This window comes from Thauera sp. 2A1 (assembly GCF_009469595.2).
Taxonomy (GTDB): Bacteria; Pseudomonadota; Gammaproteobacteria; order Burkholderiales; family Rhodocyclaceae; genus Thauera.
The window spans coordinates 53,978-69,770 of the sequence record NZ_SSXV01000024.1 but is presented as its reverse complement, the minus strand read 5'-3'; the positions used below and the strand labels follow the sequence as shown (position 1 = coordinate 69,770).

The 15,793-nt window shown below is 63.9% G+C and carries 14 protein-coding genes; all 14 read left to right on the top strand.

Annotated elements, in window-relative coordinates:
- The first annotated feature begins 1 nt into the window (after position 1).
- On the top strand, positions 2-739 hold the full coding sequence (locus GH664_RS18405) for an SDR family NAD(P)-dependent oxidoreductase (RefSeq protein WP_096447434.1): 738 nt from the start codon (positions 2-4) through the stop codon (positions 737-739).
- A 12-nt stretch (positions 740-751) separates the two neighbouring features.
- Entirely contained in the window at positions 752-2,026 is a 1,275-nt protein-coding gene (locus GH664_RS18400; protein ID WP_096447432.1) for an acyl-CoA dehydrogenase family protein, read from the top strand.
- Positions 2,023-3,078, top strand: coding sequence for a phosphotransferase family protein (locus GH664_RS18395; RefSeq protein ID WP_096447430.1), 1,056 nt, complete (start codon positions 2,023-2,025; stop codon positions 3,076-3,078). The genes GH664_RS18400 and GH664_RS18395 overlap by 4 nt, the downstream gene beginning before the upstream one ends.
- A gap of 26 nt (positions 3,079-3,104) precedes the next feature.
- A complete protein-coding gene (locus GH664_RS18390) occupies positions 3,105-4,304 on the top strand; it encodes an MFS transporter (protein ID WP_153169532.1) in 1,200 nt (399 codons plus the stop codon).
- Positions 4,295-5,065 (top strand): SDR family NAD(P)-dependent oxidoreductase, encoded by a 771-nt coding sequence (locus GH664_RS18385; RefSeq protein ID WP_153169531.1) that lies wholly within the window; start codon positions 4,295-4,297, stop codon positions 5,063-5,065. The genes GH664_RS18390 and GH664_RS18385 overlap by 10 nt, the downstream gene beginning before the upstream one ends.
- A gap of 265 nt (positions 5,066-5,330) precedes the next feature.
- Positions 5,331-6,605, top strand: coding sequence for a cytochrome P450 (locus GH664_RS18380; protein ID WP_153169530.1), 1,275 nt, complete (start codon positions 5,331-5,333; stop codon positions 6,603-6,605).
- A 162-nt stretch (positions 6,606-6,767) separates the two neighbouring features.
- Positions 6,768-8,075: an amidohydrolase family protein gene (locus GH664_RS18375; protein WP_096447424.1), complete on the top strand. Its 1,308-nt coding sequence runs from the start codon at positions 6,768-6,770 to the stop codon at positions 8,073-8,075.
- A gap of 133 nt (positions 8,076-8,208) precedes the next feature.
- Positions 8,209-9,354: an acyl-CoA dehydrogenase family protein gene (locus GH664_RS18370; RefSeq protein ID WP_096447422.1), complete on the top strand. Its 1,146-nt coding sequence runs from the start codon at positions 8,209-8,211 to the stop codon at positions 9,352-9,354.
- Between the two features lie 2 nt (positions 9,355-9,356).
- Positions 9,357-10,412 (top strand): acyl-CoA dehydrogenase, encoded by a 1,056-nt coding sequence (locus tag GH664_RS18365; RefSeq protein WP_096447420.1) that lies wholly within the window; start codon positions 9,357-9,359, stop codon positions 10,410-10,412.
- Entirely contained in the window at positions 10,409-11,209 is an 801-nt protein-coding gene (locus GH664_RS18360) for a crotonase/enoyl-CoA hydratase family protein (protein WP_096447418.1), read from the top strand. The genes GH664_RS18365 and GH664_RS18360 overlap by 4 nt, the downstream gene beginning before the upstream one ends.
- A 37-nt stretch (positions 11,210-11,246) precedes the next feature.
- The gene (locus tag GH664_RS18355; protein WP_096447416.1) at positions 11,247-12,371 is read left to right on the top strand and encodes an acyl-CoA dehydrogenase family protein; all 1,125 of its coding nucleotides are present in this window, start codon (positions 11,247-11,249) and stop codon (positions 12,369-12,371) included.
- 169 nt (positions 12,372-12,540) lie between these two features.
- Positions 12,541-13,179, top strand: coding sequence for a GTP cyclohydrolase I FolE (gene folE / locus GH664_RS18350; RefSeq protein ID WP_050416190.1), 639 nt, complete (start codon positions 12,541-12,543; stop codon positions 13,177-13,179).
- Between the two features lie 13 nt (positions 13,180-13,192).
- Positions 13,193-13,627 carry a hemerythrin domain-containing protein gene (locus GH664_RS18345; RefSeq protein WP_096447414.1) on the top strand — a complete coding sequence of 145 codons (435 nt, stop codon included), beginning with the start codon at positions 13,193-13,195 and terminating at the stop codon, positions 13,625-13,627.
- 372 nt (positions 13,628-13,999) lie between these two features.
- Positions 14,000-15,544, top strand: coding sequence for an AAA family ATPase (locus GH664_RS18340; protein WP_153169529.1), 1,545 nt, complete (start codon positions 14,000-14,002; stop codon positions 15,542-15,544).
- Positions 15,545-15,793: the final 249 nt, after the last annotated feature.

Here is a 15,793-nt window from a genome sequence, read left to right as displayed (position 1 = left end):
CGTGAACGAACTGGACTTCAGCGGCAAGACGGTACTCGTGGTGGGAGGATCGAGCGGGATCGGCAACGGCATGGCGCAGGCCTTCCGTCGGCGCGGGGCGAGCGTCCACGTCTGGGGCACGCGACCGACCGCCGCCGATTATGCGGATTCGGCCGACTCGAACCTCGAGGGACTCGCGTATGCGCAAGTGGACGTGGCCGACGCCGATGCGGTGGCGTGCGCGCCGGTGCCGTTCGAGCGGCTCGACGTGCTGATCTGCTCGCAAGGCACGGTGCGCTACAACCGCGAGGAGTTCAAGGTGCCGGCCTTTCGGGAGGTCGTGAATGTGAACCTCGTGAGCCTCATGGCCTGTGGCGACAAGTTCCACGACATGCTCGCCGAGAGCCGCGGATCGATGATCATCGTGAGTTCGGCCGCGGCCTTCCATTCCACGGTCGGCACCCCGGCCTACAACGCTTCCAAGACGGGGGCCTACGGCCTTACCCGCACGCTGGGCGAAGCGTGGGCACGTGACGGCATCCGCGTGAACGGCATCGCCCCCGGGCTCGTCGCGACCAAGCTTACCCGCATCACGACGGATCACCCCAAGCGCCTTGAGGCGTCGCTCAAGAATATTCCCCTCGGCCGCCTCGGCACGCCGGAAGAGATGGCCGGTGCGGCGCTCTTCCTCGCTTCGCCGCTGGCGTCCTACATGCTCGGCCAGACCCTGCTGGTCGATGGTGGCCTGCTGCTCGCCTGATGGAGATCGAAGATGGCATGGGATTTTGAGACCGACCCGGAATTCCAGCAGGAACTCGACTGGATCGACCGCTTCGTGCGCGACGAGGTCGAGCCGCTCGAGCATGTCCTCGGCAGTCCCTGGAATATCCACGATCCGCGCTTCGAGGCGCTGGTCCGCCCGCTGCAGCGCGAGGTGAAGGCCAGGAATCTGTGGGCTTGCCACCTCGGACCGGAACTCGGCGGGTCGGGCTATGGCCAGGTCAAGCTGGCGCTGATGAACGAGATCCTCGGTCGCGCGCTGTTCGCGCCCATCGTGTTCGGTGCGCACGCGCCCGACTCGGGAAACTGCGAGATCCTCGCGCACTACGGCACGCCCGAACAGAAGGCGCGCTACCTCGAGCCGCTTCTCGACAACCGCATCGTGTCCTGTTTTGCGATGACCGAGCCGCAGGGGGGCGCCGATCCGAAAGTGTTCACGACGCGCGCCGAACAGGATGGCAATGATTGGCTGATTTCGGGGCAGAAGTGGTTCGCGTCGAACGCGCGCTATGCCGCGTTCTACATCGTCATGGCGATCACCGATCCGACCGTGTCGCCCTACAAAGGCATGAGCATGTTCATCGTGCCTGCCTGCACGCCGGGAATCGAGATCGTCCGTAACGTCGGCGTCCCTGACGATCCCGAGGCGACTCATGGCTACCTGAACTTCGACCGGGTGCGGGTGGCGGCGGAGAACATGCTCGGCGCGCCGGGCGAGGCCTTCGTCGTCGCGCAGGTGCGCCTCGGCGGGGGGCGCGTGCACCACGCGATGCGCGTCATCGGCCAGTCGCAGAAGGCGCTCGACGCGCTGTGCGAGCGGGCCTTGTCGCGCAGCACCCAGGGCTCGCTGCTCGCGGACAAGCAGATGGTGCAGGAGAGGATCGCCGATGCGTGGATCCAGCTCGAGCAGTTCCGCCTGCTGGTCATGCGCACTGCCTGGCGCATCGACAAGTACCAGGACTACATGAAGGTGCGCAAGGACATCGCCGCGGTGAAGGCGACGATGCCCAAGGTGCTGCACGACATCGCGTCGAGCGCATTGCAGGTGCATGGATCGATAGGGGTGTCGTCCGAGATGCCCTTCGTCGGCCTGATCGTGCGCGCCTACCAGATGGGGCTCGCAGACGGTCCGACCGAGGTGCACAAGGTCACCGTCGCCAAGCAGTTGCTGCGCGAGTACACCGGTTGTGAGGACCTGTTCCCGGACTATCACCGGCCGACGGCCGAGGCCGCTGCACGGGCGAAGTTCAGCGCGGTGCTGGGATGAGCGCTCACGGGGGGGCGGCGGAGGTCGATCTCGGACGACTCGCCGAATGGATGGATGCGCAGGGGCTGGGTAGTGGGGCGATCGACTCCGTTACGCCGCTCACCGGGGGCACGCAGAACGTCCTGCTGCGCCTTTTTGGGGACGGCGCCGAGTACGTCCTGCGCTGCCCGCCGCCGGGCGCAAAGCCCGAGATCCACGCGACCTTTCTCCGTGAGGCGCGGCTGCTCGGAGCACTTGCCGGCACGGCGGTACCACACCCGCGCCTGATTGCTGCCTGCAGGGATGCGTCGGTGCTCGGTGCGCCGTTCTACCTGATGGCTCCGGTGGATGGCTTTACCGCAACGCCCACGCCGCTCCGGGGGCTCTATGCCACTGATCCGACGTGGCGCCATGCGATGGGGCTGTCGATGGTCGATGCCTTGCTGCGCCTGGGCGAGGTCGCGCCCGATGCGGTCGGACTGGCGGACTTCGGGCGGCCGGAAGGGTTTCTTGAGCGGCAAGTGCCGCGCTGGCTCAAGCATCTCGAGCGCTGCGCGGAGCAGCCCGGTTGGCCGGGGCCGCAGGCGCTGCCTGGTGTGCGCGAGGTGGCCGACTGGCTCGAAGCGCACGTGCCGGCAGCCAACGTTCCGGGGCTGATGCACGGCGATTATCACTTCGGCAACGTGATGTTCCGGCATGACCGGCCGGCGCTTGCAGCGATCATCGACTGGGAGCTTGCGACGCTGGGGGATCCGCTGCTCGACCTCGGCTGGCTCGTCGCGACCTGGCCCGACCGCGACGGGCGGGGCGCCGGCACCATCCGTATCGCGCCCGCCGACGGTCTTCCCTCGACTGCCGAACTCATCGAACACTATCGCCAGCGCACCGCGCGCGACCTGTCGGCGATCGACTGGTACGTCGCGATGGCACGCTTCAAGCTCGGCATCATGCTCGAGGCGAGCCATGCGCGATCCTGCGCAGGCAAGGCACCGGCGGAAACCGGCGCGCAGCATCATGCGTCCGCGGTGCGCCTGCTCGAAGCGGCGATCGCGGGGATCGAGGTGCGGGCGTGAATGGGCGCGGTGTTTCCCCGACATCCATGCGTAGCGCCCTGGTGGCGCTGGTCGCATGCCAGGTCGGACTGCACGCCTGCGTGCAGGGGGCTCGCCTGGCCGCGCCGCTGAGCGTCCTTCGGCTGGGGCATTCCGAGTGGGCGGTGGGGCTCGTGATGACGATGTTCGCGCTCTTTCCCGCGATCTTCGCTATCCCGGCCGGACGGCTTGCCGATCGGCACGGCTACCATCTGCCGGTGCGCATTGCGGCCGGCCTGTCGCTCGCGGGTGCGTTGCTCGCAGCGTCGGTACCCCATCTCATTGCCCTGTGTGCGGCCGCTGCGTTGTGCGGCGCGGGCTCGGGTTTCGGCATGATCGCGATCCAGCGCACGGCCAGCCGATTCGCGCGGGACGAGGCGGATCGACTTCGCGTGTTCAGCTGGATCGCGCTCGCTCCGGCCGTGGCGGGACTCTTCGGGCCGATGATGGCCGGCGTGCTGATCGATCATCTCGGCTTTTCGGCGGCGTTCGCCGCGCTCGCGCTGCTTCCGTTCGCGACCCTGGTGATCGCCCAGGCGGTCCCGCATGAAAGCCGGGCGTCGGTCTCCGCGTTGAACCGCAAGCAGACGTCCGCTTGGGGCCTGCTCCGCCTGCCGTCGTTCCGGCGCCTGCTCCTCGTCAACTGGCTGGTGTCGGCCAGTTGGGACGTGCATGGCTTCGCGTTGCCGATTCTCGGGGTCGAACGCGGCTTCAGCGCGTCGGCGCTGGGGGCGGTGCTGGCGGCCTATGCGGTGGCGTCGATGTCGGTGCGCGTCGTGATCCCGTTTGTGGCCGAACGCCTGCCGCGACGCCATTTGCTTGCGGGGGCGCTTTTCATCACGTGTCTGGTGTTCGTGCTGTATCCACTGCTCCAGAGTGCATGGGCCATGGCGCTGTGCGCCGCGACCCTCGGACTTGCGCTGGGCGCGATCCAACCGACGATTCTCGCAACGCTGCATCAGGTCACGCCCCGCGAGCGGCACGGCGAGGCGCTGGCTTTCCGCTCGATGACGGTGCACGCCTCGATGACCGCGATGCCCCTCCTTTTTGGCGCCATTGGGGCGAGTGCCGGCGCGGCCGTGCTGTTCTGGGTGATGGCCGCGGCGCTCGGTCTCGGAGGCCTGCAGGCCCGTCGGATCGACACGGACAACGGGGTTCCCGCGCGCCGCGAGGAACATCCACAACAGGAGGAGAGGACATGCAGCTGAGCGGAAAACGCCTCATCGTGACCGGCACCGCAGGGGGCATCGGTGCGAGTGCACTGCGCGGACTGGTGGCGGCCGGTGCGCGGCTGGCGGCGCTGGACGTGAATGACGAGGCCGGCCGCGCGGAAGTGGCGCGCGCCAATGTGGGAGCCTCGGGCGAGGCGAGGTATTTCCACTGCGACATTCGCGAGCGTGCCGAAGTCGATAGGATCGTCGCGCAGGCTGTCGCCTGGCTGGGCGGCCTCGACGGACTGGTGAACATCGCCGGCGTCGAGCGCGCGGCGCCGGCCGAAGCGATCGTCGAGGCTGACTGGGACCTCATATTCGACGTCAATGCGCGCGGTACCCTGAACACCAACCAGGCCGTCTTTCCGCATCTGCGGGAGAAGGGCGGTCGCATCCTCAACTTCGGCTCCGCGGCGGGGGTCATGGGGCTACCCGGGTGTGCCCACTATTCGGCCGCCAAAGCAGCGGTCCTCGGCTGGACCCGAACGGTGGCGAAGGAGTGGGGGCGACACGGCATCAGCGTGAATGCCGCTGCGCCGGGCATGTGGACACCCATGTACGACGCCCACCGCGCACGAATGGACCAAGATGCCCTGCGGGCGCACGACGCGATGATGGCCGGGTTGATCCCGCTCGGCGGCAAGCTCGGCGACCCCGATCGCGACATGACGCCTTTCGTGGTGTTCATGATGAGCGACGGGGCGCGCTTCATCACCGGCCAGACGCTGGCCGTCGACGGTGGACTCATGATTCCGTGATGCAGGAGCGAGAACCGTTGCACTGTCGGCTGCACTAACGCGCGCCACGTCAGCATTCCCGCCCAGGCAGGGCAGGTGTCCTCCGGCCTGCCCCGGTCCCTGCTTGAACACTTGGCAGTACGCATTAAATGGAGCACTATGCGCAAAAATGTTCAGAAACAGCGCCGTCTTATCCGGCGTGAAGGCACCGTGTCGAGGCCATTGCACATGGCCGGCACAGCGTGTTCGTTCACGACCGGGCGGTGCGCCAACGGAGGAAGACGAAATGAGCAGTGTCAAGGACGTTACGCTGGAGAGCGCGTTCGCCGGAGTGGCCGACAACTACCGCGGTGAGGATGTCGATCTGCATGCGATCTACCGCGAGATGCGGAAGAACTCGCCGATCATTGCCGAGAACTTCATGGGCAAGCTCGGCGTGCCGAACATCGCAGGGCTGGATCCGAACCGGCCGACCTACACCGTGTTCAAATACAAGGACGTGATGACCGTCCTGCGCGATGCCGCAAACTACACCAGCGGTTTCATCGCCGAAGGGCTGGGGGCCTTCTTCGACGGCCTGATCCTCACCGGCATGGACGGCGAGGCGCACAAGAAGGCACGCGGCCTGCTGCAGCCCATCTTCATGCCCGACGTGGTCAACACGTGGCGCGACAGCAAGATGGATCCCATCGTGCGCAACGAGTACCTGTTGCCGCTGGTGCCGAAGAAGAAGGCCGACCTGATGGACTTCGGCCTCCACTTCCCGATTCGCCTGATCTACGCGCTGATCGGTTTTCCCGACGACGAACCCGAGAAGATCGAACAGTATGCGGCATGGGCGCTGGCGATCCTTGCCGGCCCGCAGGTGGACGCCGAAAAGGCCGCGATTGCGCGCAAGGCTGCAATGGAAGCCGCACAGGCGCTCTACGACGCGGTGAAGGAAGCCGTCGTCGCCGTGCGCCAACGCGGCGCCGAAGGAAACGACCTCATCAGCCGCCTGATCCGGGCCGAATACGAAGGGCGCAAGCTCGATGACCACGAGATCACGACCTTCGTGCGTTCGCTGCTCCCGGCTGCCGGTGAGACCACGACGCGGACCTTCGGCTCGCTGATGGTGTTGCTGCTCGAGCGTCCGGACGTGCTCGACAGGGTCCGCAAGGATCGCAGCCTGGTCGGCAAGGCCATCGACGAGGCGATCCGGTTCGAGCCCGTGGCGACCTTCAAGGTGCGTCAGGCGGCACAGGACCTCGAACTCGGCGGCGTCCGCATCCCGAAGGGTGCCATGGTCCAGTGCATCGTTTCTTCCGCCAACCGCGACGAGGAAGCCTTCGAGAGCAGCGAAGAGTTCGACATCGATCGCAAGCTCAAGCCTTCATTCGGCTTCGGCTTCGGCCCTCACATGTGCATCGGGCAGTTCATCGCCAAGACCGAGCTCCAGGTGGCGCTGAACGCCATTCTCGATCTGTTCCCGAACATCCGCCTCGACCCGGATGAGCCGAAGCCGCGGATTACGGGCGCACAGCTTCGTGGCCCTCACTCCGTCCCGGTCATCTGGGATTGAGGTGGCGCGCGGACCGGCTGAGCCTCCGGCCGATCTGGAAATTTCGTTAAACATGAACACAAAGCAAAAAAGTGTTTAACAAAACGAATTTCTTGCTCTAAGATAGAGGCTCATAACCGGTTCGCGCCCACCGCGGACGCCACTCCAACAGGGGACACACACATGAAGCTCGAAGATCTCATCCTTGTCAGCGTCGATGACCATGCGATCGAACCGCGTGGCGCCTTCGACCGCCACATGCCCGCCAAGTACAAGGGCCGCCAGCCGCGCGTCGAAAACCGCAACGGCCGCGACATCTGGGTGTTCGAGGAGCAGGCAACGGGCTACATGGGACTGAATTCGGTGGTCGGGCGTCCGAAGGAGGAGTACGGCATGGAGCCGCTCTCCTACGAACAGATGCGCCGTGGTACCTGGGACATCAAGGCGCGGGTCGACGACATGAATGCGAACGGCGTGCTCGGCTCGCTGTGTTTCCCGACCTTCCCCGGTTTCGCCGGCCAGCGCTTCCAGGTCATGCCGGACAAAAACGTCAGCCTTGCAGCCATCCAGGCCTACAACGACTGGCACCTGCATGACTGGTGCAACGCTGCTCCGGGTCGCTTCATCCCCTTGATGATGGTGCCATGGTGGGACATGCAGGCCGCCGCGGCCGAGGTGAAGCGCATGGCCGATCAGGGTGTGCATGCCATCACGCTGTCCGACAACCCGACCGTGCATGGCTACCCGTCGATCCACAACCCGCACTGGGATCCCCTGTGGAAGGCGTGCGAAGAGAACAATGTCGTGATCTGCTGCCACATCGGCACCGGGGTGAAGGCGGCTCACGCCTCGGATGAATCGCCGATCGACGCCTGGATCACGTCGATGCCGATCTCGATCTCCAACTCGGCGGCGGACTGGATCTGGGCACCCATGTGGAAGAAGTACCCCAAGCTGCGCATGGCCCTGTCGGAAGGCGGCATCGGCTGGATCCCGTATCTGCTCGAGCGCGCCGACTTCACGCACAACCACCACCACGCCTGGACGAACTCGAACTTCGGCGGCAAGAAGCCCAGCGACATCTTCAACGAGCACTTCATCACCTGCTTCATCGAGGATGCGTTCGGGCTCAGGAACCTCGACTCGATCAACGTCGACATGGTCACGTGGGAGTGCGACTACCCGCACTCGGACTGCACCTGGCCGAACTCCGCGGACGTGTTCTGGCAGCAGGCGAAGAACCTGCCCGACGAGATCATCAACAAGATCAGCCACCTCAACGCGATGCGCGAATTCTCTTACGACCCGTTCGCCATCCTGGGGCGCGAGAACTGCACCGTCGGTGCGCTGCGCGCGCAGGCGACGCATGTCAGCATCGAGCCGGCGCTGGGCCTCGGCGGCGCAGCTCCGCAACGCGATCCCAGCAAGCCGGTGACCTCGGGCGATATCAACAAGATGTTCGCCTCGGCGGACGCGCAGACCGCGCTCTGAGTCCGGCTGCAGTGCGGTTGGCGGGCACGCGGGGCGTGTCCGCCGGCCGACGGTCGTCCGTGCCGTTCGCGGGCGACGTGACCCGGGTCATCCACGCCGTTGCTCAAGCCGACGGCCCACTATCGAACGCGCCATGTCCATAGACCAGTTCAAGTACAGTCGCATTCCACCGGAGGCCGAAGCACTTCGTGCGGAAGTGCGTGCCTTCCTCGCCGAAGCCCTGAAGGACTACCCGGCGGTCCGCCGGGCGGATTCCTGGATGGGGTTCGACGCCGAATTCAGCCGTCGCCTGGGAGCGAAGGGCTGGGTCGGCATGGCTCTGCCCAAGCGCTATGGTGGCGGCGAGGCGAGTCCCTTCGCGCGCTACGTCGTGATCGAGGAGCTGCTCGCCGCCGGCGCGCCGGTGTCCGCGCACTGGTTCGCCGATCGCCAGAGCGGCCCGCAGATCCTGCACTACGGCACCGATGCGCAGAAAGAACGCCACCTGCCGGCGATCTGCCGCGGAGAACAGTTTTTCTGCATCGGCATGAGCGAGCCCAATTCGGGCTCCGACCTCGCTTCGATCAAGACGCGCGCACGCCGTGAAGGGGACAAGTGGGTGGTGAATGGGCAGAAGGTGTGGACCACCAACGCCCACCGCTCGCACTACATGATCGCGTTGGTACGCACCGGCGAGAACAGCAAGCGCCAGGAAGGACTCTCGCAGTTCATCATCGACCTCAGTCTGCCGGGCATCACCATCCGGCCGATCAAGGACCTGACGGGCGCCGAGCATTTCAACGAGGTCTTCTTCGACGAACTCGTACTCGATGCCGACGCCATCATCGGTACCGAAGGGCAGGGCTGGGGGCAGGTCACCGCCGAACTCGCCTTCGAACGCAGCGGTCCCGAGCGCTTCCTCAGCTCGATCGCGCTGCTCCACACGCTCATCGACGCGGTGGGCCGTAGTCCTGATGCCCTGCAGGCCAAGGAGATCGGCCGCTTCGCCGCGCGACTGGTGACGCTGCGCAACATGTCGTTGGCGGTGACGGCCCAACTCGCGGCGGGCAACAACCCGGCGTGGGAGGCCTCGGTCGTGAAGGATCTCGGTGCGGTTTTCGAGCAAGAGATTCCGGAAGTCGCGCAGCTGTTGTGCGAGCTTCCGCCAACCGTTCAGGGCGGCAGCGACCACGCCCAGGTGCTGGCCTATCTGACCCAGATGGCGCCATCGTTTTCACTGCGCGGCGGCACGCGGGAGATTCTCCGCGGCATCATCGCGCGCGGATTGGGGCTGCGTTGATCATGAGAGACCTATTCGATTCCTCTGTCGAGCGCCTGTTCTCGGACCTCGTCACCGCCGACGCGGTGTTGGCTTGCGAGGGCGGCGAATGGCCGACGGAGCTGTGGACGGCTGTCGAAGCATCCGGATTCACGCTGGCACTGGTGCCGGAGTCGCTCGGCGGTGCAGGTGCCACGTGGGCGGATGTATGTGGTGTGCTGCGTCTGGCCGGCCGCTTCAACCTCCCGCTGCCGCTGCCCGAAGCGATGCTCGCCAATTGGTTGCTGGGTGCGAGCGGACTGGCCGCCGTGTCGGGAACGCTGAGTGTTGCCGCGCGCGGCACACTGCGCCTGGAAAACGGCCGTGTGACCGGGGCCGCTGTCGATGTGCCATGGGGGCGCCACGTCCGCCACGTGGTGGCCGTCGCAGCGGGCGCGGCGCCGGCGGTGGTGCTCCTGCCGACCGAGGCGGCGACGGTGGTGCGTACCGTGAATACGGCCGCCGAACCGCGCGACACGCTCAAATTCGAAGCGGTGGTGCCGCTCGCAAGCGCGGCTTTGCCGACGGCACTGTCGGCCGACGTGCTCAAGCTTGGCGGTGCAATGATGCGTGCCGCGCAGATTGCGGGCGCGCTCGAAACCGTGTTGGCGATGGCCACCACGTATGCCGGTGAGCGCGTGCAGTTCGGCAAGCCGATCGGCAGTTTCCAGGCGATCCAGCACCAGATTGCAGTCCTCGCCGAACATGCGGCGGCCTCCGTGATGTCCGCCGAAGCGGCCTTCGCCGAGTCGGACGATCGGCTCGCACGCCTGCCGGTGATGGCGGCCAAGATCTGCGCCTCCGAGGCCGCGGGGATCGGGGCGGGTGTCGCCCACGCCGTGCATGGCGCGATCGGCTTCACCCACGAACACGCCCTGCACCTGACGACCCGCAGGCTGTGGTCGTGGCGCAGCGAGTTCGGCTCGCTCACCGACTGGTCGCAGCAGCTCGGTCGCGCGCTCTGCGGCGCCGGCTCCCAGGCATTGTGGCCATCGGTTACCGCCGGCGTGCTCGCCGCATACGAGGAGACTGCAGCATGAAACCCTTTCTGATCCTCGAACGCGAGGACGCCATCCTCACCGTCCGCATGGATAGCCCGGAGACGCGCAACGCGCTCTCCGACCCGTCACAGATGCAGGAGTTCGTCGACCTGTGCGCCAACGTCCGTACGGACCGCTCGATCAAGGTCATCGTACTCACCGGCAACGGACCGGCTTTCTGTGCCGGCGGCAACGTCAAGGACATGCGCGAACGCGGCGGCATCTTCGCGGGGTCGCCCTATGAGGTGCGCGAGACCTACCGCAATGGCATCCAGCGCATCCCGCTGTGCCTTTACGACCTGGACGTGCCCGTCATCGCGGCGATGAACGGACCGGCGATCGGCGCTGGCCTGGATTTGGCGTGCATGTGCGATGTGCGCATCGCCGCCGACACCGCGAAGTTTGCGGAAAGCTTCGTGAAGCTCGGCATCGTGCCGGGTGATGGCGGTGCGTGGCTGCTGCCGCGCATCGTCGGTATGCCCAGGGCCAGCCTGATGGCGCTCACCGGCGACATGATCGGCGCCCAGACCGCGCTCGCGTGGGGCCTCGTGACCGAGGTGGTACCTGCTGCCGAACTCGAGACCGCGGCGCTGGGCATTGCCCGGCGCATGGCGGCTAATCCGGCCCACGGCCTGCGCCTTACCAAGCGCCTGTTGCGGGAAGGCCAGCACATGCGTCTCGATTCGCTGCTGGAGATGTCGGCGGCCTACCAGGCGCTTGCCCATCACACCGAAGATCACATGGAAGCGGTCGCAGCCTTCGTCGAGAAGCGCGAACCGAAATTCACCGGCCGCTGAGCCGGGAAACTGCACGAGAACAGGCGGAGGAACAAGGATGCGGACCGTATTCCGTGAAGATCATGAAATGTTCCGCGAGATGGCGCGGCGCTTCATCGAGAACGAGATCGTCCCCCACCTGCACGAGTGGGAGGCGGTCGGGATCGTGCCGAAGTCGGTCTGGCGCAAGGCGGGCGAGGTCGGCCTGCTGTGCTCGACGGTGCCGGAGGAATACGGCGGTGCGGGTGGCGATTTCGGCCACTCGGCGGTGATGATCGAGGAGCTGGCGCGGGTCAATGCGACCGCGATCGGCTTCACGACCCACTCCGAGATCGTCGCCCCTTACATCGTTGCCTACGGCAGCGAGGCGCAGAAGAAGAAGTGGCTGCCGCGGATGGTTGCGGGCGAGATCATCGGCGTCATCGCGATGAGCGAGCCCGGCATCGGTTCCGACCTGCGCTCGATGCGCACCAGCGCACGGCGCGATGGCGACGAATACGTCATCAACGGCCAGAAGACCTTCATCACCAACGGTGGCAACGCGGACCTGATGGTCACCGCGACCAAGCTCGACCCCAATGCGAAGGAGCTCACGCTGATCTGCGTCGAGGCCGATCGCCCCGGATTCTCCAAAGGCCGGCTGCTTGAAAAGATCGGACTGAAGGGCCAGGACACCTCGGAACTCTTCTTCGACGACGTCCGTGTCCCGGTCGAGAATCGCCTCGGCGACGAGAACAAGGGCTTCGGCTATCTCACGCACCAGCTCGCGTGGGAACGCACCATCATCGGCATTCGCGCTGCCGCCTCCATCGAGGCGCTGATCGACGACACGCTCGAGTACGTGCGCGAGCGCAAGGTGTTCGGCAAGACGGTCTTCGATTTCCAGAACACCAAGTTCAAGCTCGCCGAATGCAAGGCGCAGGCAACCATGCTGCGCGTGTTTGTGGACGACTGCCTGGGCAAGGCCATGCGCGGCGAACTCTCGCCCGAGGTCGGCGCGATGTGCAAGCTGGTCGGTTCCGAGATGCAGGGCAAGGTGCTCGACGAACTTCTGCAGCTGCACGGCGGCTACGGCTTCATGAGCGAGTACAAGATCAGCCGTGCTTGGGTCGATGCACGCGTCGCGCGTATCTACGGTGGCACGTCCGAGATCATGAAGGAAATCATCGCCCGCTCGCTCTGAGCAGACCAGACCGCGCGGGCGTGACGCAGATTATGTCTTCTCCTCCGACGGTGCGCGGTGCGCTGCCGGTTTACGGGACCTCGGCAACACGGTCCCGCTCTTTCTTCTGTGGGGACGCCCTGCGTCACGGGCGCCCCCGCACGCCGCAGGACAAACGGGAGAACGCAGCATGAAAGAAGGGCAAACCGACGACGCCGGTGACGCGGACCTGCGCGGTGGCGTATCGCGCGAGGCGGCGGAAGACGCCGTACGCACCCTTATCCGCTGGGCCGGCGACGAACCGGGCCGCGAGGGGCTCGTCGATACGCCCTCGCGCGTCGTGCGCGCCTACGAAGAATTCTTCGCCGGCTATTCGCAGGACCCGGCCGAAATCCTGGCTCGCACCTTCTCCGAGGTCGAGGGCTACGACGAGATGATCGTCATGAACGACATCCGCTTCGAAAGCCACTGCGAGCACCACATGGCGCCGATCATCGGCAAGGCGCACATCGGTTACCTCCCGAACCACCGCGTGGTCGGCATCTCCAAGCTCGCGCGGCTGGTCGAGATCTACGCAAAACGCCTGCAGATCCAGGAAAAAATGACGGTGCAGATCGCCGACACGCTGCACTCCGTGCTGCAACCCAAGGGCGTCGCGGTTGTCATCGAGGCGTCCCACCAGTGCATGACCACGCGCGGGGTGCACAAGCCCGGCGCAGGCCTCGTCACCAGCCGGATGGTCGGCGCGTTTCGCGAAGACGCCTCGACGCGCCGCGAATTCCTCGCGATGATCGGCATGGGCGGCCCGCGCGGCCTGCCGAATACCTGAACGGAGACCGGAAATGAGCGAGCAGGCGACCCCCTGGAGCGACGAATTCCTCCTCGGCTATGGGCCGATGGACGACATCCACCACGAGTTCGTCGAGCTCGTGCACGCCATGCAGGTCGTCGGAGACGAAGTCTTCCCGGCGCTGCTCGACCGTTTCGCCGCCCACGCCGAGCACCACTTCGCGGAGGAAGCCGCCTGGATGTCCGCGGGAAACTTCCCGGCGCGGGACTGCCACATCGAGGAACACGAGAAGGTCATGGCGTCGGTGCGCGAAGTGCAGCAGATGGTCGCGGCGGGCAACATCGAGGTCGGGCGCCGCCTCGCGGTCGCGCTCGAGGAGTGGTTCCCGGGCCATGCGACCTACATGGATTCGGCGCTGGCGCAATGGATGGTCAAGCGCAGTACGGGGGGCGTGCCGCTGGTCCTGAAGCGCGCGGTGACGACCTGAAAGTCGGCTAGGTAGGCGCGCTGCGGTGGCTATGGCAGAGCCGGGTTAGGTCGGTGACGTCGGCTGCGGTATCCAAAGTGCACTTTGTGCGACCATTCATCACTCAGTTGTGATGTTCCCTGCGCACTGACCGTCGTTCGGCCAATGCCGACGTCCGACGTCGCGTGATGCTACGTCAGCAATGTGTCGAACAACTGACCTTCGACTACCCCTCGTACCGACGTGGCTTCTCAACCGGTCCTGCCAACCAACGCGGTGCTGCATTTCCCCGTGGCCCTGAATTCTTCGTGCTGGATCGTCTTTGGCCGACTACAATATCCCCCTGAGATAATTTAGCCAGTATCCTCATCCGGACAGGGGCATTGGAAAGTCATGGATTGCATTCGACTCGTAAATATTCGTAGCCTTGTAGATAGTGGTCCAGTTCGCATTGCTCCGATTACAGTCCTCGTTGGCCAAAATAGCTCTGGTAAGAGCACTTTTCTTCGCTTTTTTCCTCTGCTCAAGCAAACCGCGGAAGTATTGGCCAGAGAGCCGCTACTCTGGTTTGGTCGTTTTGTAGATTTCGGTAGCGCTGAGGAGGCGGCATCGCAAATCGGTGTACCGGAGGCGCTGGGTTTTGACGTTACTTTTAACGTTGACAAGTCTTCAATTGAAAATCGAAGACGAGGGTTAGTCACATACAGAGCGTCTGCGGTGAAAGAGTCGACGCCTGTGACCGTATCGGTACGATACCTAAAACCTCAGGGCGGCACGAAGCAGCACGAATTCAAACTCACTTTCCTGCAGCACGAAGTACTGCTGCACATAAACGACACATCGGTCACTAAGCTGCTAATCAATAACGTTGATTACTCTGACATGGTGCAGGGAAAGCTAGTTGTTTCAAATTGGTCAGCTTGCTTCCCAAACCTGATTTTTCGAGATGATGGTCCTGCTCAATTAGATCCATTTTCGCGGTATATATTCGCATTTACACGCGCCAACACCCACGGAAAATCGCAGTCGGATCGTGTTGCTTACTTGGCGCGTAGCCTAATGCAAGCCCCTCTCGATAACGTTTTAAATTACGTCACGCATCCTCCAGGTGCGGATTCCATCTGGCAACGCACAACCCAAAATTGGAATACCGAAAGCCCATTATTCAAGACTCTTCGCGATTGGATCATTGGCACCCGTATTCCAGAGTTAATCCAGATCGCAGGGAATTTTTTTAGCAGCCAATGTTCCCAAGTTCGTTACATTACTCCAATTCGGGCATCTGCTGAACGCTATTATCGAAGGCAAGGGTTGGCTCTTGGCGAGATCGATCCACAAGGTCAAAACGTCGCAATGTTTCTTCACAACTTGTCCCCTGCAGACAAGCAGCGATTTATGGCGTGGATGAGCGAGCATTTTGGTTACGTGGTGGACACCGTTGCGACGTCCGGTCACATTTCAATGGTCGTGCGTGACCCAAGTGAGCAATCCGGAGTCAGCTCGTTCAATTTGGCGGATACCGGCTTTGGGTTCTCCCAGATGATCCCGGTTCTGATGCAAATCTGGACACTGCTGAACGCGCGCGGTGGAGTTCATAGAGCACTTTCGACGACTACTGTGCTTGTCGCAATTGAGCAGCCTGAATTACATTTGCATCCAAGGCTGCAAGCAGTCTTGGCCGACCTCTTTTGCCAATCGGTTAAGCTCGCGCGCGAGAACGGCATAGATCTACGCCTTATCATCGAAACGCACAGCGAGCAAATCATCAATCGCTTGGGGCGACGAGTCAGCGAGTCCAAGATGGACCCAGATGCCATTGCAGTGGTTCTTTTCGACAAGCCAGGCTTTGCCTTGCCCACATCTGTAGAGACAGGAAGTTTCGACAACGAGGGGTTTATTTCGAACTGGCCCTACGGATTTTTTGAGGCAGATTATTGATGTTGATCATCTTGGATGAGTCGCTCGCGTCCGAATTAGAGTCAATTAAACCGAGTTCCAGCGCCGTCTTGACTGCGTTGACGATATGCGCACAGCAAGTCAGGGAAGGAAATCATATACTCTTCGCGGAGCGAAACGTATACCGGCGCCTTCGTGCGTTTCACAAGAGTCTTGACACTAGATCAGCGTCAATATTAGCTCGCGCTGAGGAACGCTTGCCCCAATTGGGGGTAGTAAATAAATTCTCAA